We start from the raw sequence: 21,734 nt of genomic DNA, 5'->3' as shown, positions 1-21,734 counted from the left end.
CTTGTTCGGAGATTCCTTAGGCAATACCAGCACGCGATCAGCGGTGACCAAGGCCACGGTCTGGTCGCTGCCCGAGGGCTTGATCACGCCAAAGCCTTTGTCGCCTTCCGGCAGGTTCAGCAGGTCGCGGCCCCAGCACTGGTGCAGGGTGTCGCCACCGAGGCGGCCCATGATGGTCGGCACGATGTCGATCTGGGTGCCCACGGTGTGGTCACGCTCGCCGAACTTCTCCTGCATGCCCGGTGCGATCATCAGCATCGGTACGTTGAAGCGGCCCAGGTCCATCTCGGTGATCTGCTGTTCGTTGCCGAAGCCGTGGTCACCCACGATAACGAACAGGGTTTCCTTGAAGTACGGCTCCTTGCGAGCCTTTTCAAAGAACTGGCCCAGGGCCCAGTCGGAGTAGCGCATGGCCGTCAAATGCTCGTTGAGGCTGCCACGGTCGGTGACTTTCTCCACCGGCAATGGTGTCGGCAACGCGTACGGCGTGTGGTTGGACAGGGTTTGCAGCAGCGCGTAGAACGGCTTGCCGCCTTCGCGGGCCTTCAACTCTTCCAGGCCACGGTTGAACATGTCCTGATCGGACACGCCCCACGTCGGGTCGGAGAACACCGGGTTGACGAAGTCGTTGCGCCCGATGAAGTTGGTCATGCCCTGGTTGCTGAAGAAGCCCGACTGGTTGTCCCAGGCGAAGTCGCCGTTGTAGACATACACGTCGTCAAACTTGCGCGCGCTGAGCAACTGCGGCAGGCCCGACAGCTTGTGGCTGCCTTCCGGGGTCTGCATCAGGTATTCGAAGCCCGGCAGGTTCGGGAAGCAGGCCATGGTGGCAAACATACCCTGGTGGGTGTGGGTACCGTTGGAGAAGAAGCGGTCGAACAGCAGGCCTTCCTTGGACAGTTTGTCGAAGTACGGCGTGATATTGCCCGGGCGATCCAGAGCGCCCACCGAGTGACCGGCGAAGCTTTCCATCAGGATCACGACCACGTTCTTGATCGGCAGGGTCTTCTCGGCCGGTGGCATGTAGTCACGACGCACGGCAGCGGTGTCGGTATCCACCAGTTTTTCTTGCGGCAGGACCAGCATGTCGCGCACGGTCTGGGTGGCCAGGGACTGGTCCAGGGTGGCTTTCCAGATGTTCGAACGGTCTTCGGAGAACCGCGACTTGGCCGCTGCGATCAGCGACAACGTGCCATTGAGGCCCAGTTGGTTGGCGAAGTTGGAATCGGTGGTATACACGTCGCCCCAACGCAGCGGCGGGCCCTGGCGCAGGGTGCCACGGGCGGCGACCACGGCGATCAACAGGCAGACCACAAACACCGCGATGCGCGAGTACCACGGCGCCACCTGGCGGGTGCTGATGGTGCCACCGCTGAACGGCCCACGCGGGCGCGTCGCACGGTCGGCGCCTTTGAAGGCGATGCTCAGGATCAACGTACCCACGGCCCAGGCCAGCAGGTAGCGCACCACCGGAAAACCGTACCAGAGCATGCTCATCACGGTTTTCGGGTCTTCCTTCACATACTGGAAGACCAGGCCGTTGAGGCGCTGGTGGAACTCGCGGTAGAAGTCCATCTCCATCAGGCCGAGGAACAGCGCGATGCTGGACGCAACGGTCAGCCAGACACGGAAGAACCCGCGCGCCGCCATGGCCCGCACGCTGAACAGAGCCAGCAGCAACGGGATCAGCAGGTAGACCACCAGGCGAATGTCCAGGCGCAGGCCGTTGCCGAACGCTTCCAGGAAGGTCGAGGCCGGCGTGTCGAGGATCATTTCACGGTTGTAAACCAGCAGCGCCAGGCGCAGCAGGGAGAACATCACCATCATGACCAGTGCGCAAAGCAGCGTGTACGCCAGATGGGATTTGACGGTCGGTTGCAGCAGGCGATTTGAAGCTCGCTGCTGATTCAGGGCGTCCGGGTTTGCCATGTCGTTTTAGGACCCATTGGAAGTTTAAGTTGCGAAATATTGCAGCGGCATCCTGCCCACGCCCAAGCGTGTGGGTACAGGGGGTCAGCGCGTTGGCGCAAATGGTGCCCGAGGAATGCCATCAGCGCTATTGATTACTGAGGAAAAAACCTTCTTTGTGGTGGTTTTCTCGGCCCGAGACAGAGCCTTCTTACACGGAAATGAAGCGGGGGGAATTGTCCGAGATGATGTGTGAAAATTCCGTGTAGCGAATATTTCGACACACAAATCTTATGACTGGACACAAAAAAATGTGGGAGCAAGCTTGTGTGGGAGCCGGGCTTGCCCGCGATAGCATCACCTCGGTGTCACTCATAGACCGAGGTGTCCGCATCGCAGGCAAGCCAGCTCCCACACAAGCCCGCTCCCACATTGAATGTGCTTACATCAGGTGCGGCGAACGGCTCAGATCCGCACGTTGCCCCGCGGCCCGGCGATTGCCCAGATGATCAGGCCCAGCACCGGCAACAACAGGATCAGCAGAATCCACAGCACTTTGGCGCCCGTGCTCGCGCCGCTTTTGAACACGTTGATGATCGCCCAGATATCCAGCGCCAGGATGATCAGCCCGATCAAACCATTAAAAGTGGAACCCATGGTGTCGCTCCTAAGTGAGGGCATGCACTTGTAGGATAGTCAGCACTGACGGGGGTTCCGTTTTTATTTCACACGTGTAGGGCGATTCGCAGCGCTTCCAGCGAAGGCTCGGCCTTGATGCCCACTTCAGCGCACAATTCCAGTACCCGTGGCAGGTCTTTGCCGTAGACCAGCACCGCCTGAATCTCGTCATCCAGCAACTGGCTGAAGTTGAGCAACGTGTAGCCGCCATCTTCAGGGTTGAGGGCGCTCATCTGGATCTGGATGCGGTTCAACGCCGTGAGGTCCTCGGTCTTGGCCAGTTGCTTGGGCTTGAGGTTGAACGCCACGCCGGGGCCGAACGAAGCGACGATCTGCGCAAACAGGTCGCCGTAGGTGTCGGCCTGGAACAGCGCGGTGTCCGGCAGGCTACCCACGACGATCCATTCACCCAACGGGATCGGGAAGGTGTCGTCGTAGTTGATATCCGGGTTGGCCGCCAGAAACGCCGCCGGGTCTGCGTAGGCCTGGGCCGCTTCGTCGGCGATGCGCGCCACTTCGTCCTCGCCCATGACGCCGGCGCTGATTTTGCTGATGAGTTCGACGAGGGCGGTTTTCATGGGGTAGTCCTGTGGCGGGCGGGTTTTAAAGGGCGCGTAGCCTACACCAGTTTCTGCAACTGCGCCGTCGTATCCGCTGCGCCCATGGTCAATGCCGCCGCCAGTGCGGTGGCGCCCTGGGCATCGGTGGCCTTGGGGTTGGCGCCCTGGCCGAGCAAGTAATCGACCATCTCGACACGGTTGAACATCGCCGCCAGCATCAAGGCGGTACGCCCGTCAGAAGAGGCTGCATCCACCGCCGTGCCGCCTTCGATAAGGGCCTTGACCACGTCCAGGTTGCCTTTGAACGCAGCGCCGGCAATCGGCAGTTGGTTCTTGTCATTGGCGATCAGCGGATCGGCCTTGAATTCCAGCAGCACTTTTACCGCTTCGCCATGGCCGTGGTAGGCGGCGAGCATCAGCAAGGTGTCGCCATTATGGTTGCGCAGGTTGACCGGCAAGCCTTTAGCCAGCAGTGCGGCGAGCAACGCGGTGTCGCCCCGACGCGCAACGTCGAAGACCTGCTCGGCAAATTCGGCGGCTTCGTCTTCGGTCATTTGTTTGGCTTGGTCTGACATGTGGGGGCTCCCTGGCGATGGCTATATAGGCGCCTAGTGTCGCGATGGAGTTCCCCACTGTCATGGCTTTTTTGCCAAAAGCCGTCATAGCTAGAATCAATAACGCTACTTTTAATAACGGAATTGGCCACCCTGGATCTGCGCCAGCAACTGCCCCGTCACGGGTACATAGGCGTCGGTGCCCGGTAGCCACGCGTAGACGGGGTCGTTACCCGCCTTCGCTGGATCGAACGCCTCTTCCTTGAGCTTGACCTTCTGGTACTTGAACGTGCCCGTTGTCTCCATTTTTACCTTGATCCGCAGGAACAGCGGCACTGCATAGTGCGGCAACTGGCCGTGGGCGAACTGCAACAGTTCACGCATGTCCAGCGAAGCCAGGGACTCACTCGGGGTAATCGCGACCATGCCCGCACGGCCGTTGGTGTTTTCGATTTCCACCCCGTAGGCCACCACTTCGGCGATCTGCGGGTGTTGCAGCAGGATGTTCTCGACCTCGGTGGTGGAAACGTTTTCACCCTTCCAGCGATAAGTGTCCCCCAGGCGATCGACGAATTGCGCATGGCCAAAGCCGATACTGCGCAACAGGTCGCCGGTATTGAAGTAGCGGTCACCCTTTTCGAACACGTCGGTGAGGATCACCTTGCGGTTCTTTTCCGGGTCGGTGTAGCCGTCAAAGGGTGATTTCTCGTCGATTCGCGCCAACAACAGGCCCTGCCCGCCCGTCTGCACCTTGCGCATAAAGCCATCGCTGCCACGGATTGGCTCGCCGTTGTCGTGGGCGTAGTCCACCAGCGCCCAGTGTTGCAGGCAAAAGCCGATGGTGTTGTCGAAATTCAGCACGTTGGTGAAGCCGATATTGCCGTCGCTGGCGGCATACAGCTCGCAAATATGGTTAACGCCATAGCGCTGCTTGAACTGCGCCCACACCCCGGGGCGCAGGCCATTGCCGACCATCTTGGTCACGCGGTTGTCACGGTCGCTGGCGCTGGGCGGCTGGTCGAGCAGGTAACGGCATAGCTCGCCGACATAACCCAGGGTGGTCGCGTTGAACTTGCGGGCATCGTCCCAGAACTGGCTGGCGCTGAACTTGCGCCGGATGGCAAACCCCGAAGCGCCGACAATCGCCGAGCCCCAGCACACACACAAGCCGGTGGCGTGATACAGCGGCAAGGTGCAATACAGGACGTCGTCCGGGCCCATGTCCAGGGCAATGCTGCCGAAGCTGACGGCGGTCTTGGTCCAGCGGCCGTGCTTCATGATGCCGGCCTTGGGCAAGCCCGTGGTGCCGGAGGTGTAGATATAGAAGCACGGGTCATTGAAGAAAATCTGCGCGGTGCTGGCCGGGTTGTCTGCCGGGCACTCGGCGCTGGCAGCCATCAGGTCGACGTAACCTGCAGGCACCTCGCTAGCCTGCTGATCGGCGACGAACCACGTGCGTTCGGCCGGGATCGCCACCTGGTCACGTACTGCCTCAAAAGAGCCCACCAATTCCGAGCCCACCACGATTGCCACCGGGTTCACCAGATTCAGGCTGTGCACCAGTGTGCCTTGGGTCTGCGACGTGTTGACCATGGCGCAGATGCCGCCCAGCTTGGCCACGGCCAACACGTTCAGCAGCAACTCGGGGCGGTTTTCGATAAACATCGCCACCACGTCACCTTTACGCACGCCTTGGGCTTGCAGGTAATGGGCGATACGGTTCGCGCGCCCATTGGCTTCGCGGTAGCTGAGCACACGGTCAGCGTATAAAAGCGCGGTGCCATCAGGGTTACGCAGGGTGGCCTGCTCGAAGTGCCAACCCAGCCCACAAGGCTGGGCCGGGTCGGTGACGTTGGCAGCACGCATGCCGCGCACCACCCGTGGCAGGGCGCGAACAATGGCGGGCACCTTACGCAGCAGCATGCTCCAGGTGATCATGTCGTTTTGCGGATGGCTCATGGAGGAACGTCCTTTTTCTTATTCTTCGTTATGCCTTGCAGGAAACTACGTCAGCCCTTGTTCACCTGTACACGCGGGATTTGAAAAGTTTTGTATCCCGATGGGCTGCCGCAGAAAAACGGAATTTAGCCGTTCCACGGCAGTCTGCATGTGTATCGGCGCGCCAAACCCACCGCTTGAACAGCGCAAAATGCAGGATGCATGATGGCCATTCATGCAATTTGCACGAAAACGAAAATCGAAGAAATTTATAACTCGTTGATTTATAACGTTATTTTTACAACAAGCTAGATGGCACAATCACTGCACCTATCACTCCATGCTTGCCAACTTGAGCCAACGGAGCTGATAGACATGAGCCTGATCCAAGATAAATTCGCTTCAGTATTCTCCAACTACGATGTCACCACCCAGCCTCGCCCAGACGGCGGCATCCTGCTGACCCTGCGCAACAGCGAAGGCAAACAGGTAAAGCGCTCGATCTCTTACCAGCAACTGCATACCGCCGACCAACTGACGTGGGTCATCAGCGCCATCCGCCGCGACCTGGCCGAACAGGCCAGCGACCTGCCGCAAATTTCGATGCTGCAAAGCCAGAACCGCTTTGCCCTGCCGACCTACCATTCGGCTTAAACACCAGACACAAAAAAGGGCCGCAACGCCATTCAGCGTTGCGGCCCTTTTTCATGCGCCTGTCACCAAAGTCCCTGGCGCGCCGCCTCATTCATCGCCTGCACGCGGTTGTTCACTTGCAACTTGCCGTAGATGTTGCGCAGGTGGAATTTCACCGTGGCTTCGGACGTTGCGCGAATCTGGCTGATCTCCCAGACAGTCTTGCCATTCGACGCCCAACGCAGGATCTCCAGCTCTGTCGGCGTCAGGGACTTGCCCGCCAAGCTCAGGCGTCTTCTGATGGCGTTGGGCAGGGTATACAGCGGCGGGTACAACTCCTCTGCGCCTCTCATTACATCTCTCCTTTATCGGCGGATGTCTCACCACCTTCGGATTTCTCCGATTGACAGGTGATATAAACATGGGTGCCAGGAAGAGTTGCATAACGAATGGTATTAAGGAGTAAGGCCCGTAATAAACAGCTGAGCCCTACAGTCGAATACGTTTCTTCCCACAACAACTTCCAACTCGTTGGGGTTGAACATTCAGGAACTTGTGCTTAGTCGTCCAAACCAGGAAAACGAAGGGCCATTTCGTCGTCGGTGAGCGCAGTCTCCCCTTCAGCCGTATTAAACAGGTGCAGCATCACAAAGTGCGGGTTCTCACCGATATCAATCCAATGGAGCAAGCCCGCCGGGATCAGCAACACGTCGTTTTTCTCACACCGTACGGCATACACATAGTCCTCCACGTGCAAGGCAATCAACCCCTGCCCGGCGATGAAGAAACGCGCATGGTCCTCGCTGAAGCGGCGCTCTTTGAGGAGCTGCGCACGCACCTGGTCTTTTTGCGGGTGAGCGCTCGTGACGCTGAACACCTCCTCCTTGGCGTAACCCAGGCTATCGATCTGCGCCTGGTACGCGGCGATCATGTCAGCATCGCTGGCGCCCTTCTCGATCGGGCTCGGCTGCCAGCGCTCGAAGCGCACGCCATGTTCAGCCAGGGTCGCGACGATATCGTCGAGATGGGTCAGGACCTTGTTCGGAGTGTCCGGTGTGGCCACGTGGTAGACAGCGACATAACTCATTGCACGGTTCCTCTGTTGGGCTCTTGCAATCGAAGGCCAATGATAATGGCGGCGGCGAGTGCCGCGATGCTGGCGATACTGAAGGTCAGGGTCGGCCCCAACAGGTTCCAGCTATAGCCGGCATACAGTGCGCCCAACGCCCCGCCGGTGCCGGCCAATGCGGCATACAAGGCCTGGCCCTGGCCCTGTTGTTTATCGCCGAAACTGCGTTGCACAAAGGCAATCGCCGCCGCATGGAAACTGCCAAAAGTGGCGGCGTGCATCACCTGCGCCAACAGCAGCACCCAGAAAAATTCGGCAAACGAACCCAGCAACAACCAACGCACAGCCGCCAGCAGGAAGCTCGCCAGCAGCACCCGGCGTATCGAAAAGCGCGTGAGGATGCGGCTCATGCCCAGGAACATCAGCACTTCCGCCACCACCCCCAGCGCCCACAACAGGCCGATCAGGCCACGGCTGTAGCCCAGGTGTTCAAGGTGCAGGGTGAGAAAGGTGTAATACGGGCCATGGCTCATTTGCATCAGTGCCACGCAGGCATAAAACGCCAGCACGCCGGGGCTGCGCAATTGCTTGAGAAAGCCATCACCCGCCAGGCGGTTGCCGTGGGTGGCAGGTTGCGCATTCGGCACCCAAAGGCTGGCGCCAATGATGCCGGCCATGATCACCACGACCACCACCGGGTAGATATCCAGGCTCAGCCAGTCGAACAGGCGCCCCATGATCACCACGGTGAGGATAAAACCGATGGAGCCCCACAGGCGGATCTGGCTGTAGCGCGAGGTCTGTTTTTGCAGGTGCGCCAGGGTGATCACTTCAAACTGCGGCAGCACCGCGTGCCAGAAGAACGCATGCAGGGCCATCACCAGGGCCAGCCAGGCGTAAGTCTGGCTGACGAAGATCAGCGAGAAGCTCGCCAAGGTACACACCGCGCCAAAGCGCACGATGGCCAGGCGCCGGCCGGTGTAGTCGCCGAGCCAACCCCACAGGTTGGGCGCCACGCAGCGCATCAGCATAGGGATGGCCACCAGTTCGCCGATGCGCGCACTGGAAAAGCCCAGGTGATCGAAGTAAAGGGCCAGGAATGGCGCCGTCGCCCCGAGCAGGGCGAAGTAGAAGAGGTAGAAGCTGGAGAGGCGCCAGTAGGGGAGCGTCATGTGGGTTGGGGCTGCTGCGCAGCCCAACGGGACGGTGCGACGATTCGACAAGCTCCCTCGCCACAGCAAGCTCCCTGGCTAAAGGTCACAGCTGGCCCAGCACCGGGGTGGTGACGCGCACGTCGGCGTTTTGCCCACGGTTGCGCAGCAGGTGGTCCATCAGCACGATGGCCATCATCGCCTCGGCAATTGGCGTGGCACGGATGCCGACGCACGGGTCATGGCGGCCTTTGGTGATCACATCTACCGGGTTGCCATGCACATCGATCGAGCGGCCCGGCGTGGTGATGCTCGACGTCGCCTTGAGCGCCAGGTGCGCCACAATCGGCTGGCCGGAGGAAATACCGCCGAGGATGCCACCCGCATTGTTGCTGAGGAAACCTTCCGGCGTCAGTTCATCGCGATGCTCGGTGCCGCGCTGGGAGACACAAGCGAAGCCGGCGCCGATTTCCACGCCTTTCACCGCGTTGATGCTCATCAGCGCATGGGCCAGTTCGGCGTCCAGGCGGTCGAAGATCGGCTCGCCCAGGCCTGGTTTCACGCCCTCGGCCACCACGGTGATCTTGGCGCCGACGGAATCCTGGTCGCGACGCAACTGGTCCATGTAGGCTTCCAGTTCCGGCACTTTGTCCGGGTCGGGGCTGAAGAAGGCGTTGTCTTCCACGCTGTCCCAGGTCTTGAACGGGATCTCGATCGGCCCCAGCTGGCTCATGTAGCCACGGATCACGATGCCCTGGGTGGCCAGGTATTTCTTGGCAATGGCACCGGCAGCCACGCGCATCGCGGTTTCGCGGGCCGAGCTGCGGCCGCCGCCACGGTAATCGCGTTCACCGTATTTGTGGTGGTAGGTGTAGTCGGCGTGGGCCGGGCGGAACAGGTCCTTGATCGCCGAGTAGTCCTTGGACTTCTGGTCGGTGTTACGGATCAACAGGCCGATGGCGCACCCGGTGGTGCGGCCTTCGAACACGCCGGAGAGGATCTCGACTTCGTCGGGTTCCTGGCGCTGGGTAGTGTGGCGGCTGGTGCCGGGCTTGCGGCGGTCGAGGTCACGCTGCAGGTCTTCCAGGGACAGCTCGAGGCCGGGCGGGCAGCCGTCGACAATGGCGACCAACGCCGGGCCATGGCTTTCGCCCGCGGTGGTGACAGTGAACAGCTTGCCGAAGGTATTGCCGGACATGCAGGGCGCTCCGTGAAATCAGTTGTAATCACTCAGGGGTGATAACCAAGCGCGCCAGTATACGCGGGCCAACCGACTAGTTCATCCTCGAAACCTTCCGGGTAGACATTGGTCGAACCGGCACCTCCCTGATGATGGCGCGATGATGCTTCGAGTTTTACTGCTGGCCCTCACCCTGTTTACCGCCGTGGCCCACGCCGCCTCCCCCGTGGTGCTGCAACGGCCCATCAGCCTGGACACCGGCAGCGGCGAGCTGTTTGGCTCGCTGCTACTGCCCCAATCCGACAAACCGGTGCCGGTGGTGCTGATCATCGCCGGCTCCGGACCCACCGACCGCAACGGCAACAGCGCCGACGGCGCGCGCAACGACAGCCTCAAGCGCCTGGCGTGGGTGCTGGCCCGGCACAACATCGCCAGCGTGCGCTACGACAAGCGTGGCGTGGCCGCCAGCCTTGCGGCCACCCCGGACGAGCGTAACCTGACGCTCGACGCCTACGTTTCCGACGCGGCGGCCTGGGGCAAACTGCTCAAGGCCGACAAACGCATGGGCCCGCTGGTCGTCCTCGGCCACAGCGAAGGCGCGCTGGTGGCGGCCCTCGCCGCGCCACAACTGGAACCGGCGGGTGTGATTTCCCTGTCCGGCAGCGCACGTCCGGTGGATCAGGTGATCCGTCAGCAGTTGGCGGGTCACCTGCCCCCTGCCCTGTTGCTGCGCAGCAATCAGATCCTTGATCGGCTCAAGGCCGGGCAAGTGGACGCGGATGTGCCTGGCCCGCTGCTGGGTATTTTCCGACCGAGCGTGCAGCCGTATCTGATCAGCCTGTTCCGTGCCGATCCCTCGGCGGCATTTGCCAAGCTGGATATGCCGGCGCTGATTATCCAGGGCACTCACGATATCCAGGTCGGCATCGGCGATGCCCAGCAGTTGAAAAAGGCCAAGCCCGATGCACAGCTTGCGCTGATCGAAGGCATGAACCACGTCATGCGCATCGTGCCCAAGGATGTGCAGCAGCAATTGGCGTCCTACAACGACCCGCAATTGCCCCTCGCTGCCGAGTTGGGCAGCCGCGTGGTGCGCTTTATCGACGGACTTCAGCCCCGTTAAGCGACAATTTGTCTCTAGTCCTGCGCAAAGCGGCCGATAAGCCCAGTGTCGCAGCAAAAAAGCTGTCGGCTTGCTGGGCTTGGACAGGATCGCGCCGCATGACAACCACAGAAGCAACACCGGAACCCACCGCCGACACCCCGGCTGAAAAAACCGAGGCCGTCGACGCGGCGCCCCTGCCGTGGGCGGAGGTCCAGCCCGAGCATTTCAAGATGCTGCGCCTGGCGCCCCTGGCCACCGATCGCGCCACCGGGGTGCGACCGCTGCGGTTCGTGCAATTCGGTTATGCCGAGCGCAATGACAGCCACCACAGCCTGCTGCGCATGGTCATCCAGTTGCCAGGGCAGCGGGTGCGGCGCGAACAGAACCACCTGGATGTGTGGGTCGATCACGATAAACACCGCGTGCATTTCGGCCCGGGCAACAGCCTGGAGATCGAACCGGCCAACCGCGGTATCGGGCGCTTCCTCGTGGCCCAAGGGGCGGCATGGGCGAAGAAAAAGTGGTCCAGCTACCGCATCGACGGCGTGGACCTGTCCAACAAAGACGCACTGAACGAAGCCACGCGCCTGCGCCGCGACCACTTCTTGCGGGTCCACGGCTTTGATGTGGCCTACGCCGACGTGCAGCACCTCAAGGGCAACGTGCAGCCGGGCAAGGTCGGGGATGTGCTGGAAAACTGGAACACCGAGAAGGTGCAGTTTGTCGAGATCCTGGAAGCGGCGCAGATGCTCCAACAGGCCGAGCAGAACCTGGCGGAACAGGAAGTGAAGCTGCGCAAGGAAGAGGAAAAGGTCACCAAGTTCAAGCGTGAGGACAGCGGGCTGCGCTTTACCATTACCTGCCTGGTGGCGTTTACCGTGTTCCAGGCGGGGTTGTTGATCTGGATTGCCACGCACCGTTAAAACCGGTTCCGGCTATGAAATGAGATCAAAATGTGGGAGCGGGCTTGCTCGCGAAAGCGGTGTGTCAGTGACTAAATATATTAGCTGACACACCGTATTCGCGAGCAAGCCCGCTCCCACACTGACCCAGTTCCTACAGTTACACCTTGGCGGCAAATGCTGCCTGATGCTTACGACACTGCTCCGCCGTCAACATGAACACCCCGTGCCCACCGCGCTGGAAGTCCAGCCAGGCAAAGTCCACCTCTGGGTACAACGCCTCGACGTGCACCTGGCTGTTGCCCACTTCAACAATCAGCAAGCCCTTCTCGGTCAGATGGTCCGCCGCCTCGGCCAGCATGCGCCGTACCAGGTTCAAGCCATCATCACCGCAGGCCAGGCCCAGCTCGGGTTCGTGCTGGTATTCGTCCGGCATGTCGGCAAAATCTTCGGCATCCACATACGGCGGGTTGGACACGATCAAATCGAAGCGCTGGCCCGGCAGGCCGTCGAAGCCATCGCCCTGCACGGTGTAAACGCGTTCATCGACACCATGACGCTCGATGTTCTGGTTGGCCACTTCCAACGCTTCAAAGGACAAGTCCCCCAGCACCACTTCGGCGTCCTGGAACTCGTAGGCGCAGGCAATACCGATGCAACCCGAGCCAGTGCACAGGTCGAGAATGCGCGCCGGCGGTTGGGCCAGCCAAGGCTCGAAGCGGTTTTCGATCAGCTCGCCAATCGGTGAGCGCGGGATCAGCACGCGCTCGTCAACGATAAACGACATGCCGCAGAACCACGCTTCATTCAACAGGTAGGCGGTAGGCACACGCTCGTGGATGCGCCGGTGCAACAAACGCTGCACGTGGGAAATCTCTTCTTCTTCCAGGTTACAGTCCAGGTAGCTATCAGCAATTTCCCATGGCAGGTGCAAGGCACCGAGCACCAATTGGCGGGCTTCATCCCAGGCATTGTCGGTGCCATGGCCAAAAAACAGGTCTTCCCCATGGAAACGGCTGACAGCCCAACGGATGTGGTCGCGCAAGGTGCGCAGGCGGGAAGTGATCACGGGGCAGACTCCTGAAAAAACGACCGGCGATTCTAACAGCCTTCGCCTGTACCGACGATGTACGAAACGTCGTCGCCATCCGTCGGATTTCATCCAAATTGCCAGCATTCGGTTAAACGCGGCGCCCACTTGACAAGGCTGCACGCCAACAACGGCGTACCTTACGATAGTAGCGATTCACAGAACCGCTCAGCCAGTGGACAATGTCGCAAAAGCCCCCCTCACAGGAGCCCCAGAATGTCCGTTCCAAAGACGATGTTTCAACTCAGCGGTCGCGGTTACGCAGCAGCCAACCTCAGCCATGCGACCCTCGTGATCATCGACGCCCAGAAGGAATACCTCAGCGGTCCACTCGCCCTCTCGGGCATGGACGCAGCGGTAGACAACATCAAGCAACTGGTTGCAGCGGCCCGCAACGCCGGGCGCCCGATTGTCCACGTACGCCACCTGGGCACCGTCGGCGGCCTGTTCGACCCGCAAGGCGAGCGCGGTGAGTTCATTTCCGGCCTTGAGCCAAGCGGTGACGAAACCATCATCGGCAAGCTGCTGCCCAGCGCCTTCCACGGCACCGGCCTGGAAAAACACCTGCAAGACCTTGGCTCCCTGGACCTGATCGTGGCCGGCTTCATGAGCCACTCCAGCGTCAGCACCACCGTACGTGCGGCCAAGAACCTGGGCTTTCGCTGCACCCTGGTGGAAGACGCCTGCGCCACGCGCGACCTGCCTTACAAAGGCGGCATCCTGAGTGCCGAGCACGTGCAGCAGACCGAAATGGCCATCATGGCCGACAACTTCGCCACCCTCGCCTTGACCAAAGATCTGATCTGATCGTACCGGGGATGAGCGGCGTGTTTACGGCCCCGCTCATCCCCATTGCCTTCTCATTTGGCGCATTTACCCCTCCCCCCGGAACAACCTGTGTATCTTCCGGTCGAAGGGCCGATACCCTGGAGGAAAGGTCGGGATGAAGATATCCGATGGTTTTGATGCTCGTCGCTTGCGCCCCAAGGGCCCGAGCAATTGGCGTCTGCGCCTGGTAGCCGGCTTTGCCGCGTTGCTGGCGCTAGTAGGTCTGCTGCTGGCGGGTGCTGGTGGCGCTGGTTTGTCGGGTCATTCACCGGCCCTTGGCGAGCTGAATGCCAGCCCTGGCGGTTCGGCAATCCTGCTGGCAAGCGGGTTGCTGGTGCTGTGGCTGGGCGTGTGGTTATGGCGTCGTAGCCGTAGGAAGATGCGCCAGCCGTTGTCACTCAATATCGCCTCGCACCTGATGAAAAAGCACGACTGATGGCGCTTGAATAGCGTTTCCTGCGCCCCGGCCGCCGCGATTTAGGTAAACTGCCCGCCCTTCGCGGAGGCTGATATGCAAGACGACGATTTTTCCCTGTTCAAAAACGAGCTGCGCGGCGTCAAGCCGATCAAGCACGACCGCGCCGATACCGGCAAACCCAAGGCCGACCGCGCGCAGATCGCCAAGCTGCGCCAGGCCGCGACCGTGCGCACCGATGCCACCACCGTGGACGGCCTGTCGGACCAGTTCGTGATCGACGTCGGCCCCGAAGACGAGCTGATGTGGGCCCGCGACGGCGTGCAGGAAAGCCAGATGCGCAAGCTCAAGGTCGGCCAGATCCCCTTCGAAGGCAGCCTCGACTTGCACGGTATGACCGTGGAAAAAGCCCGCGAAACCCTGTGGGCCTTCCTCGCCGAAGCGACCAAATTCGAAATTCGCTGCGTACGCGTCACCCACGGCAAGGCCGTGCGGCTGGACGGCAAGCGCCCGATGATCAAAAGCCACGTCAACACCTGGCTGCGCCAGCATGCGCAAGTGCTCGGCTTTACCTCATGCCAGGCCCGCCACGGCGGCGCGGGAGCGGTGTATGTGATGCTCAAGCGCACCATGATGGAAGGGCGTGACGAGTAACAAGTCGCCTCTTCAGGCTTGCAGCGATGTGTCCGCCACCGTAACCTTGCGCTTTGCGAAAATCCCACAGGTAGTTTCATGTCCCTGGAACAGAATTACACCGCGATCCTCGGCCAACTCGGCGAGGACGTTTCCCGCGAGGGTCTGCTGGACACGCCAAAGCGTGCCGCCAAGGCGATGCAGTACCTCTGCCGCGGTTATGAGCAGACCCTGGAAGAAGTCACCAACGGTGCCTTGTTCAGCTCTGACAACAGCGAAATGGTGCTGGTCAAGGACATCGAGTTGTACTCGTTGTGCGAACACCACCTGCTGCCGTTTATCGGCAAGGCCCATGTCGCGTATATCCCAAGCGGCAAAGTGCTGGGCCTGTCGAAGGTCGCGCGGATTGTCGATATGTACGCACGTCGCCTGCAGATCCAGGAAAACCTCAGCCGCCAGATCGCCGATGCGGTGATGCAGGTGACGGGTGCCCTGGGCGTGGCCGTGGTGATCGAGGCCAAGCACATGTGCATGATGATGCGCGGTGTGGAGAAACAGAATTCGTCGATGATCACCTCGGTGATGCTGGGTGAGTTCCGCGAAAACGCGGCAACCCGCAGCGAATTCCTCAGCCTGATCAAGTAACCGGCTGGGTAGGAGAAAACCGGCGTTCATCGCCGGTTTTTTTTCGCCTGCAGAAATCAGGTAAGCTGCGGCCCCTTCTTCATGGGCAAGAGGTTTCAGCCATGTTTGTCAAAGCACTTCGAGTGGGCCTCGGCCACGTCATCATCGCGGGCGACTTCCTGACGCGCCCACGCAAAAAGCAGCGTTCGGCCGAGCAGCAGGCTCAAGTCAACGCAGCGGCCAAGGACCTGACGCTGTATCAGTTCCACGCCTGCCCGTTCTGCGTGAAGACCCGTCGTACCCTGCACCGCCTGAATGTGCCGGTGGCGTTGAAGGACGCGAAGAACAACGAGCAGGATCGCCAGACCCTGCTGGAGCAAGGCGGCAAGATCAAGGTGCCGTGCCTGCGCATTGAAGAGAATGGCCAGGTCACTTGGATGTATGACTCCAAGGTGATCATTGATTACCTGGACAAGCGGTTTGCCGCGATCTGACAGGCGCGGATAACCCCCTGTGGGAGCTGGCTTGCCTGCGATGGCGGTGTATCAGTAGCAGAAATGCCAACTGACCCACCGCCATCGCAGGCAAGCCAGCTCCCACATTTGTTTTGTGCCAGTCTCTAACCTTGTATTTCCACATCCAACAAGGCCGAACCCAGGCACTTGCCATGGGCATCCAGCGCCAGCGAACGCGTGACGCCACCGCGCAAGATCCCCGGTAGTACGAAGTTCAGCGCCTGCACAGTGGGCAATTCGTAGCGCCGCACCGGCGCCGCACCCGGCTCCAGCAATCCGGCAAAAAATTCGGCCACGCGTTCGGCCGTCAGTTGCTCACACAGCAACGGATAATCCTCTGCGCGATAAGCAATGATCGAAATGTTCGACGTATCGCCCTTATCCCCGGTGCGGGAATGGGCCAGCGTGTGCAACTTCATGCTTCGATCCTCGGGTTGACCGCATCACGCGGCAGCAACAACGATGCCACCGCCACCACCTGCCGTACGCTTTTGCTGGCACCGCCGCCGCCGGACGGGCCGTTGGTGTAGAGGGTTTCCACTTCATTGCCAACCCGCACTGCCTCAAGGCGATCCTCACAGCGAGCCGCCACGCGCAGGCGCACTTCCCAGGGTTCGACGGTGCTGCGCGGGCCGTGGAGCGCGTCCATGCCGATCAGTTCGGCGCGCACGTCCTGCATCTTCACCCCCATCAATTCCAGGCGCTTGAGGACGACAGCCCGCGCCAACTCTGCCCGTGCGACAGCCCCCGGCCCGCCGTAGGACATTTGCCCCTCGCCAATCCAACCGTCCAGATAACCGACGCTGACTTTCAACCGCTCGGGACGCGCGCGGCCGTCTGCCCCTTGAGCGCGCACGCGATCAACGGCCTCCTCGACAAACCCCACCTGGGAAAAGTCCGCCGTGACATCCGGCGTGAGGTACGCCGCCGGGTCATGCACTTCGTAGATCAATTGCTCAGTGCAGGTGGCGCGGCTGACCCGCCCGCCCGAGCCCGCGACCTTGGTGATCAAGGCTTCACCGTCGGCATCGATTTCGGCCAAGGGGAAGCCCAGGCGCGCGAGGTCATCCACGTCCTTGAAGCCGGGATCAGCGAAATAACCACCACTGACTTGCCCGGCACATTCCAGCAAATGCCCGACCAGCGTACCGCGCCCCAGGCGCGGCCAATCGTCCGCCGCCCAGCCGAATTCAAACATCTGCGGCGCGAGGAACAGCGAAGGGTCGGCCACCCGCCCGGTGATCACCACATCGGCGTCGGCGTGCAGCGCCTCCAGGATGCCCTCGACCCCCAGGTAGGCATTCGCCGAGATCAGCCGTTCGCCCAGGGACCCGACCGTCTGGCCGTTATCCAGCAGAAAATCGCCTTGCAACACGTCCAGCACATCGTCGCCAACCACGGCGACCACCTTGAGTTCCAGGCCCAGTTCGCTGGCAATCCGCCGTACTTCAACCGCCGCCGACACGGGGTTGGCCGCGCCCATATTGGTGATCACCCGCAGGCGACGCCCAGTTTTATCGCCCACGAACGGCAACACGCGGCGCATGCGCTCACTCAACAGCGGGTCGTAACCGCCCGCGGGATCACTGATCCGCGCCTGTTGCGCGAGGGCGATGGTGCGTTCAGCCAGGCATTCGAACACCAGATAATCCAGGTCGCCACGCTCGGCCAATTCGACGGCAGGTTCGATACGGTCGCCGGAATAACCGGCGCCAGAACCGATGCGCAAGGTTTTCATCTCAAATCACTCCCAGGAGCAGCGCGGTCAGGGTCATCAACACCGACGCGGCAAACAGAAAAGGGATGGTGAAGCGCTGGTGATCGGCCAATTCGATCTTGCACAGGCCCACCAACAGGAAGGTCGCGGGGGTCAGCGGGCTGACCGGGAAACCGGTGGTATGCACGCCCAGCAGCGAGGCCTGGGCCACTTGCAGCGGGTCGACGCCCAGGGCCTTGCCGACTTCGGCGATCACCGGCATCACGCCGAAATAGTAGGAATCGGGATCAAACAGCATGCTCAGGGGCATGGAAATAAAGCCCACCACCGCCGGGATCAGCTTGCCGTGGCCGGCCGGGATCTGCGCCACCGCCACTTCGGCAATCGCCTTGAGCATGCCGGTGCCTTGCATGATGCCGGTGAACACCCCAGCGGCGAGCAGGATGCTGGCCATGGTCAGGGCGGTCTTGGCATGCGCATCGATGCGGGCGCGCTGGGCGTCCACGTTGGGGTAGTTGATGCACAGCGCCACCACAGTGCCGAGCATGAACATCACCACCGGGTCGACCCAGCCGGCAATCATCACCACCATCACCAACACCGTCAGAATCAGGTTGACCCAGAACAGACGCGGGCGGCGCAACTTGATGTCGTCATCGCTGAGCACCCGCTGCGGCATGGCATCCACAGTGGAGCCGGCGCCCAGGCCCAGGCGTTTTTCTTCGCGGCGGCCGAGCCACCAGGCGCAGGCGAAGACAAAGATCAGGCCAACGATCTGCACCGGGATCAGTGGTTGGAACAGGTCCGCCACCGGCACATGCAAAGCGGCTGAGGAACGCAGTACCGGGCCGGTCCATGGCAAAAAATTCACCCCGGCTGCCATCGCACACACGCAGGCGAGGATGCGTTTGTCGATGCCCAGCCGTGTGTACAGCGGCAACATCGCCGGCACCGTCACCAAAAAGGTCACTGCGCCGGAGCCATCCAGGTGCACCAGCAGCGCCAGGGTCGCGGTGCCGACGACAATCCGTGTAGGACGCGTGCCAACGGTGCGCAGGATGCGGTCGATGATCGGGTCGAGCATGCCGGCATCGGTCATGATCCCGAAAAACAGGATCGCAAACACAAACATGCCCACCACGGGGGCGACGTTCTTGATACCGGTAATGATGAAAGCACTGGTTTGCAGGCCGAACCCGCCGAGCAGCGCGGCGATGATCGGCAAGGCGATCAGGGCCACCAGTGGCGAGAGGCGTTTGCTCATGACGGCAGCGAGCAGGCACAGGATCGTAATGACACCCAGGGTAGCGAGCATGGGTTACTCCAGAGCGGCCTTGTTGGCCGGTTATTGTTTTCCCTGGAGTATTGGAAGCGGGTTAGTCTTTGTAAATTGGAATATTCACTCGCTAGTGTTCGGAAAAACAAAATGAAGCTGCTCTTATGAAAAATAGCATCCAGCACATCCAAGCCTTTCTTGCTGTTGCCCGCACGGGCAGTTTCACCAGGGCCGCCAACGAGTTGCACCTGTCACCCTCGGCACTGACCGTGCAGGTGCAACAACTGGAAGACTGGCTCGGCGTCGCCCTGCTCGACCGCAGCCCGCGTCACGTCAGCATCACCGCCGCCGGCCAGGACGCACGCGGGCCGATGGAAAAACTGCTGCTGGACCTGGACAACATCGTCACCGGCTCCCGCGACCTCGCCGCCCTGCGCCGCGGCGTCGTCACCATCGCCGCCCTGCCCTCGGTCTGTGCCGGCGCCCTGCCCCCGGCCTTGCGCCTGTTTCGCGAGCGTTTTGCCGGGATCGAAGTGCGCCTGCATGACCTGGTGGCCCACCGCATTCATGCCCAGGTGCGTTCCGGCGAGGTGGATTTCGGCATCGGCGTGCGTGCGCGACTCAGCCACGGCCTGGCGTTTGTCCCGGTGCTCAATGACCGGCTGTGTGCGTTTGTGCCACTGAATCATCCCCTCACTCGCCATCGCCAGCTGACCCTCGAACAGCTGGCGGATCAGCCGATCATCCTCACCGGCCGCGACAGCAGTGTGCGTGAGCAGGTGGATGCGCTGTTCGATGAGACACGGTTGACGCTAAACGCGGGAATGGAAGCCAACTACATGTCGACGGTGTTGGCGCTGGTGCGCCAGGGGCTGGGGATCAGTGTGTTGCCGGAGTCGGCGGCGGACAGTTTGGAAGGGTTGAAGCGGATCAACATTGATCATCCTGGGGTGAACCGGGAGATCGGCTTGATTACACGGAGCGGGATGAGCTTGAGCCCCGCAGCACAGCGCTGTTTCGACCTGCTCAATGAAGCATTACCTGACACACCGCAGAGCTAAATGTGGGAGCGGGCTTGCTCGCGAATGCGGTGTGTCAGGCACTACATCTGTCACTGACACACCGCTTTCGCGAGCAAGCCCGCTCCCACATTTTGACCGAGTGAATCAGCCCAGCATCGGCACATGCTTGGGATGGCTGGCAACCCGTGCCAACCACGCCTGCACCGCAGGATACGGCGCCAAGTCAAACCCACCCTCATGCGCCACATGGGTATAGGCATACAACGCAATATCGGCAATCGAATACTGCTCGCCCACCAGGTACGGCGTGGCCTGCAACTGGCGCTCCATCACCTTCAGCGCCTTGTGGCCGCGCTTGTGGCAGGTCTTGTATTCCTCCAGGCGATCTTCCGGCATGTTCAGGTAGAACTGGATAAACCGCGCCACCGCAATATACGGCTCATGGCTGTACTGCTCGAAGAACTGCCATTGCAGCACTTGGGTGCGCAAACGCGGTTCAGTCGGCAAAAACTCACTGCCATCGGCCAGGAAGTTGAGGATCGCGTTGGATTCCCACAGGCAGGTGCCGTCTTCCAGTTCCAGCACCGGGATCTTGCCGTTGGGGTTCTTGGCCAGGAACTCGGCGGTCTGGGTGTCACCCTTGAGGATGTCCACGTCAATCCACTGGTAGGGAAGGCCCAGCAGGTTGAGCATTAATTTGATCTTGTAGCAGTTGCCCGACTTGTAATCGCCATAAACCTTGTACATGGGACTCCCCTTATGCCGCTTGCGCGTGCTGTGCTTGACGGACCACCGTGGCCAGACGCTTGAGACCTTCGTCCAGGCGGGCCGGGTCGATGTGACTGAAATTGAGGCGCAACGAGCCCAAGTGTTGGTCCGGCTCGGAAAAGAACGGTTCACCGGGCATGAACGCGACGTTCTGATCCAGCGCTTGCGCCAATAAAGTGCGGGTGTCGAGCGGCTGTTTCAAGGTCAGCCAGAAGAATAATCCACCTTGGGGCACTTGCCAGTCGGCCAGGTCGGCAAAGTGATACTCCAGTGCGGCCTGGAAAGCGTCGCGGCGTTCGCGATAGAAGCTGCGCAGTTCCCCCAGGTGATGCTGGTATTTTTCCGTGCCGATCCACTGCATGGCCTGCCATTGGCCGACGCGGTTGGTGTGTAGATCCGCCGATTGCTTGAGCTTGAGCAGGTGCGGGAACAGCTCCGGGCTGGCGATCAGGTAGCCGACGCGCAGGCCCGGCAGCAAGGTTTTGGACACGGTGCCGGTGTAGATCCAGCTGGCTTTCTTTAAACGCCCGACGATAGGTTTGGCGCTGCCACCGTCAAAAGTCAGCTCGCGGTAGGGTTCGTCTTCGATCAGGGTCACGCCGAACTCATCGAGCAACGCGGCGACGGCTTCACGCTTGGCCTCGCTGTAGCGTACGGCCGAGGGGTTCTGGAAGGTCGGGATCAGGTAGATGAAGGCAGGACGGTGGCGCTCAAGGTTGGCGCGCAAGGCGCCAAGGTCAGGACCGTCAGCTTCCAACTGAACGCTGAGGCACTCGGCGCCGAACAGTTGGAAGATCTGCAATGCCGCCAGGTAGGTCGGGCCTTCCAGCAAAATCTGCGTGCCTTTGTCGATGTACAGCTTGGCCGCCAGGTCCAGGGTTTGCTGGGAGCCGCTGACCACCAGCACCTGGCTGGCCTGGCACGGTATGCCCAACGCGCGGGCCTCGGCGGCGAGCAATTCGCGCAACTGCGGTTCGCCTTCGCTCATGCCGTATTGGCCGATGTTGAGTGGCATATCGTCCCAGTTCAACGCCGGTAGCATGGCTTCTGCCGGCAGGCCACCGGCGAACGACATCACTTCCGGGCGCTGGGCCGCCGCGAGGATTTCACGGATCAGGGAGCTTTTGAGGCGCGTAACACGTTCAGAGAAGGCCATGGGTTCACCGCT

At 61.1% G+C, this 21,734-nt stretch carries 24 protein-coding genes; 9 read left to right on the top strand and 15 right to left on the bottom strand.

The window, feature by feature from the left end; all coding sequences use genetic code 11:
• The 5 genes from DBR46_RS28580 to DBR46_RS28555 all read right to left on the bottom strand — a co-directional run.
• A partial coding sequence (locus DBR46_RS28580; protein WP_148090404.1) for an LTA synthase family protein occupies positions 1-1,929 on the bottom strand: 1,929 nt, incomplete at its 3' end.
• A 444-nt stretch (positions 1,930-2,373) separates the two neighbouring features.
• Complete coding sequence (locus DBR46_RS28570) at positions 2,374-2,565, bottom strand: PLDc N-terminal domain-containing protein (protein ID WP_003172956.1); 192 nt, start codon at positions 2,563-2,565, stop codon at positions 2,374-2,376.
• Between the two features lie 68 nt (positions 2,566-2,633).
• Positions 2,634-3,164 (bottom strand): hypothetical protein, encoded by a 531-nt coding sequence (locus DBR46_RS28565; RefSeq protein WP_124529532.1) that lies wholly within the window; start codon positions 3,162-3,164, stop codon positions 2,634-2,636.
• A 41-nt stretch (positions 3,165-3,205) separates the two neighbouring features.
• Positions 3,206-3,721 carry an ankyrin repeat domain-containing protein gene (locus DBR46_RS28560; protein WP_124529530.1) on the bottom strand — a complete coding sequence of 172 codons (516 nt, stop codon included), beginning with the start codon at positions 3,719-3,721 and terminating at the stop codon, positions 3,206-3,208.
• Between the two features lie 111 nt (positions 3,722-3,832).
• On the bottom strand, positions 3,833-5,659 hold the full coding sequence (locus DBR46_RS28555) for a long-chain-acyl-CoA synthetase (RefSeq protein WP_124529528.1): 1,827 nt from the start codon (positions 5,657-5,659) through the stop codon (positions 3,833-3,835).
• Between the two features lie 354 nt (positions 5,660-6,013).
• Between DBR46_RS28555 and DBR46_RS28550 the strand changes: the two genes are divergently transcribed.
• Positions 6,014-6,292, top strand: coding sequence for a DUF3509 domain-containing protein (locus DBR46_RS28550; RefSeq protein ID WP_010208870.1), 279 nt, complete (start codon positions 6,014-6,016; stop codon positions 6,290-6,292).
• Positions 6,293-6,354: 62 nt separating this feature from the next.
• Here DBR46_RS28550 and DBR46_RS28545 read toward each other — a convergent pair whose 3' ends face one another.
• From DBR46_RS28545 to aroC, 4 genes are all read right to left on the bottom strand, one after another.
• A complete protein-coding gene (locus tag DBR46_RS28545; protein WP_124529526.1) occupies positions 6,355-6,624 on the bottom strand; it encodes a response regulator transcription factor in 270 nt (89 codons plus the stop codon).
• Between the two features lie 206 nt (positions 6,625-6,830).
• Entirely contained in the window at positions 6,831-7,358 is a 528-nt protein-coding gene (locus tag DBR46_RS28540) for an acireductone dioxygenase (RefSeq protein WP_124529524.1), read from the bottom strand.
• Positions 7,355-8,512, bottom strand: a complete 1,158-nt coding sequence (locus DBR46_RS28535) for an MFS transporter (RefSeq protein ID WP_124529522.1) — start codon at positions 8,510-8,512, stop codon at positions 7,355-7,357. The genes DBR46_RS28540 and DBR46_RS28535 overlap by 4 nt, the downstream gene beginning before the upstream one ends.
• 85 nt (positions 8,513-8,597) lie before the next feature.
• Positions 8,598-9,689, bottom strand: coding sequence for a chorismate synthase (gene aroC, locus DBR46_RS28530; RefSeq protein WP_017735877.1), 1,092 nt, complete (start codon positions 9,687-9,689; stop codon positions 8,598-8,600).
• Between the two features lie 142 nt (positions 9,690-9,831).
• Here aroC and DBR46_RS28525 point away from each other — a divergent pair, with 142 nt between their 5' ends.
• On the top strand, positions 9,832-10,794 hold the full coding sequence (locus tag DBR46_RS28525) for an alpha/beta hydrolase (RefSeq protein WP_124529520.1): 963 nt from the start codon (positions 9,832-9,834) through the stop codon (positions 10,792-10,794).
• A 98-nt stretch (positions 10,795-10,892) separates the two neighbouring features.
• Positions 10,893-11,699 carry a hypothetical protein gene (locus DBR46_RS28520; RefSeq protein ID WP_124529518.1) on the top strand — a complete coding sequence of 269 codons (807 nt, stop codon included), beginning with the start codon at positions 10,893-10,895 and terminating at the stop codon, positions 11,697-11,699.
• Positions 11,700-11,838: 139 nt separating this feature from the next.
• On the opposite strand, the gene prmB is transcribed toward DBR46_RS28520, so the two are convergent.
• Positions 11,839-12,747 (bottom strand): 50S ribosomal protein L3 N(5)-glutamine methyltransferase, encoded by a 909-nt coding sequence (gene prmB / locus DBR46_RS28515; RefSeq protein WP_124529516.1) that lies wholly within the window; start codon positions 12,745-12,747, stop codon positions 11,839-11,841.
• 237 nt (positions 12,748-12,984) lie between these two features.
• Here prmB and DBR46_RS28510 point away from each other — a divergent pair, with 237 nt between their 5' ends.
• The 5 genes from DBR46_RS28510 to DBR46_RS28490 all read left to right on the top strand — a co-directional run bounded on the left by DBR46_RS28510 (position 12,985) and on the right by DBR46_RS28490 (position 15,762).
• On the top strand, positions 12,985-13,575 hold the full coding sequence (locus tag DBR46_RS28510) for a cysteine hydrolase family protein (RefSeq protein WP_026136688.1): 591 nt from the start codon (positions 12,985-12,987) through the stop codon (positions 13,573-13,575).
• 136 nt (positions 13,576-13,711) lie between these two features.
• Positions 13,712-14,032 carry a hypothetical protein gene (locus tag DBR46_RS28505; protein ID WP_124529514.1) on the top strand — a complete coding sequence of 107 codons (321 nt, stop codon included), beginning with the start codon at positions 13,712-13,714 and terminating at the stop codon, positions 14,030-14,032.
• A 75-nt stretch (positions 14,033-14,107) separates the two neighbouring features.
• Positions 14,108-14,665, top strand: a complete 558-nt coding sequence (locus tag DBR46_RS28500) for a Smr/MutS family protein (protein ID WP_032888029.1) — start codon at positions 14,108-14,110, stop codon at positions 14,663-14,665.
• Positions 14,666-14,743: 78 nt separating this feature from the next.
• Positions 14,744-15,289 (top strand): GTP cyclohydrolase I FolE, encoded by a 546-nt coding sequence (folE, locus tag DBR46_RS28495; protein ID WP_003442011.1) that lies wholly within the window; start codon positions 14,744-14,746, stop codon positions 15,287-15,289.
• 101 nt (positions 15,290-15,390) lie between these two features.
• Positions 15,391-15,762, top strand: a complete 372-nt coding sequence (locus tag DBR46_RS28490; RefSeq protein WP_124529512.1) for a glutathione S-transferase N-terminal domain-containing protein — start codon at positions 15,391-15,393, stop codon at positions 15,760-15,762.
• A gap of 125 nt (positions 15,763-15,887) precedes the next feature.
• Here DBR46_RS28490 and DBR46_RS28485 read toward each other — a convergent pair whose 3' ends face one another.
• Genes DBR46_RS28485 through DBR46_RS28475 form a run of 3 tightly spaced genes read right to left on the bottom strand, consistent with a single transcriptional unit; the run spans position 15,888 to position 18,815 of the window.
• Positions 15,888-16,202, bottom strand: coding sequence for a hypothetical protein (locus tag DBR46_RS28485; protein ID WP_124529510.1), 315 nt, complete (start codon positions 16,200-16,202; stop codon positions 15,888-15,890).
• Complete coding sequence (locus DBR46_RS28480; protein WP_124529508.1) at positions 16,199-17,521, bottom strand: acyclic terpene utilization AtuA family protein; 1,323 nt, start codon at positions 17,519-17,521, stop codon at positions 16,199-16,201. Before DBR46_RS28480 ends, DBR46_RS28485 begins: the two co-directional genes overlap by 4 nt.
• 1 nt (position 17,522) lies before the next feature.
• The gene (locus DBR46_RS28475; protein ID WP_124529506.1) at positions 17,523-18,815 is read right to left on the bottom strand and encodes a CitMHS family transporter; all 1,293 of its coding nucleotides are present in this window, start codon (positions 18,813-18,815) and stop codon (positions 17,523-17,525) included.
• A gap of 125 nt (positions 18,816-18,940) precedes the next feature.
• Here DBR46_RS28475 and DBR46_RS28470 point away from each other — a divergent pair, with 125 nt between their 5' ends.
• Entirely contained in the window at positions 18,941-19,837 is an 897-nt protein-coding gene (locus tag DBR46_RS28470; RefSeq protein WP_124529504.1) for a LysR family transcriptional regulator, read from the top strand.
• 105 nt (positions 19,838-19,942) lie between these two features.
• Here DBR46_RS28470 and DBR46_RS28465 read toward each other — a convergent pair whose 3' ends face one another.
• Entirely contained in the window at positions 19,943-20,545 is a 603-nt protein-coding gene (locus tag DBR46_RS28465; RefSeq protein ID WP_124529502.1) for a glutathione S-transferase family protein, read from the bottom strand.
• A 10-nt stretch (positions 20,546-20,555) separates the two neighbouring features.
• Positions 20,556-21,722 (bottom strand): PLP-dependent aminotransferase family protein, encoded by a 1,167-nt coding sequence (locus DBR46_RS28460; RefSeq protein WP_124529500.1) that lies wholly within the window; start codon positions 21,720-21,722, stop codon positions 20,556-20,558.
• Between the last annotated feature and the right edge of the window lie 12 nt (positions 21,723-21,734).

Origin of the sequence: Pseudomonas sp. KBW05 (genome assembly GCF_003852405.1) — a bacterium.
Lineage (GTDB): Bacteria > Pseudomonadota > Gammaproteobacteria > Pseudomonadales > Pseudomonadaceae > Aquipseudomonas.
This window is presented reverse-complemented; position numbering and strand designations above follow the sequence as displayed.

What these genes read in the sequence shown, in the direction of transcription:
- DBR46_RS28570 (WP_003172956.1), bottom strand. Translation starts at nt 2,565, where the DNA reads ATGGGTTCCACTTTTAATGGTTTGATCGGGCTGATCATCCTGGCGCTG.
- DBR46_RS28565 (WP_124529532.1), bottom strand. Translation starts at nt 3,164, where the DNA reads ATGAAAACCGCCCTCGTCGAACTCATCAGCAAAATCAGCGCCGGCGTC.
- DBR46_RS28560 (WP_124529530.1), bottom strand. Translation starts at nt 3,721, where the DNA reads ATGTCAGACCAAGCCAAACAAATGACCGAAGACGAAGCCGCCGAATTT.
- DBR46_RS28555 (WP_124529528.1), bottom strand. Translation starts at nt 5,659, where the DNA reads ATGAGCCATCCGCAAAACGACATGATCACCTGGAGCATGCTGCTGCGT.
- DBR46_RS28550 (WP_010208870.1), top strand. Translation starts at nt 6,014, where the DNA reads ATGAGCCTGATCCAAGATAAATTCGCTTCAGTATTCTCCAACTACGAT.
- DBR46_RS28545 (WP_124529526.1), bottom strand. Translation starts at nt 6,624, where the DNA reads ATGAGAGGCGCAGAGGAGTTGTACCCGCCGCTGTATACCCTGCCCAAC.
- DBR46_RS28540 (WP_124529524.1), bottom strand. Translation starts at nt 7,358, where the DNA reads ATGAGTTATGTCGCTGTCTACCACGTGGCCACACCGGACACTCCGAAC.
- DBR46_RS28535 (WP_124529522.1), bottom strand. Translation starts at nt 8,512, where the DNA reads ATGACGCTCCCCTACTGGCGCCTCTCCAGCTTCTACCTCTTCTACTTC.
- aroC (WP_017735877.1), bottom strand. Translation starts at nt 9,689, where the DNA reads ATGTCCGGCAATACCTTCGGCAAGCTGTTCACTGTCACCACCGCGGGC.
- DBR46_RS28525 (WP_124529520.1), top strand. Translation starts at nt 9,832, where the DNA reads ATGATGCTTCGAGTTTTACTGCTGGCCCTCACCCTGTTTACCGCCGTG.
- DBR46_RS28520 (WP_124529518.1), top strand. Translation starts at nt 10,893, where the DNA reads ATGACAACCACAGAAGCAACACCGGAACCCACCGCCGACACCCCGGCT.
- DBR46_RS28510 (WP_026136688.1), top strand. Translation starts at nt 12,985, where the DNA reads ATGTCCGTTCCAAAGACGATGTTTCAACTCAGCGGTCGCGGTTACGCA.
- DBR46_RS28505 (WP_124529514.1), top strand. Translation starts at nt 13,712, where the DNA reads ATGAAGATATCCGATGGTTTTGATGCTCGTCGCTTGCGCCCCAAGGGC.
- DBR46_RS28500 (WP_032888029.1), top strand. Translation starts at nt 14,108, where the DNA reads ATGCAAGACGACGATTTTTCCCTGTTCAAAAACGAGCTGCGCGGCGTC.
- folE (WP_003442011.1), top strand. Translation starts at nt 14,744, where the DNA reads ATGTCCCTGGAACAGAATTACACCGCGATCCTCGGCCAACTCGGCGAG.
- DBR46_RS28490 (WP_124529512.1), top strand. Translation starts at nt 15,391, where the DNA reads ATGTTTGTCAAAGCACTTCGAGTGGGCCTCGGCCACGTCATCATCGCG.
- DBR46_RS28485 (WP_124529510.1), bottom strand. Translation starts at nt 16,202, where the DNA reads ATGAAGTTGCACACGCTGGCCCATTCCCGCACCGGGGATAAGGGCGAT.
- DBR46_RS28480 (WP_124529508.1), bottom strand. Translation starts at nt 17,521, where the DNA reads ATGAAAACCTTGCGCATCGGTTCTGGCGCCGGTTATTCCGGCGACCGT.
- DBR46_RS28475 (WP_124529506.1), bottom strand. Translation starts at nt 18,815, where the DNA reads ATGCTCGCTACCCTGGGTGTCATTACGATCCTGTGCCTGCTCGCTGCC.
- DBR46_RS28470 (WP_124529504.1), top strand. Translation starts at nt 18,941, where the DNA reads ATGAAAAATAGCATCCAGCACATCCAAGCCTTTCTTGCTGTTGCCCGC.
- DBR46_RS28465 (WP_124529502.1), bottom strand. Translation starts at nt 20,545, where the DNA reads ATGTACAAGGTTTATGGCGATTACAAGTCGGGCAACTGCTACAAGATC.
- DBR46_RS28460 (WP_124529500.1), bottom strand. Translation starts at nt 21,722, where the DNA reads ATGGCCTTCTCTGAACGTGTTACGCGCCTCAAAAGCTCCCTGATCCGT.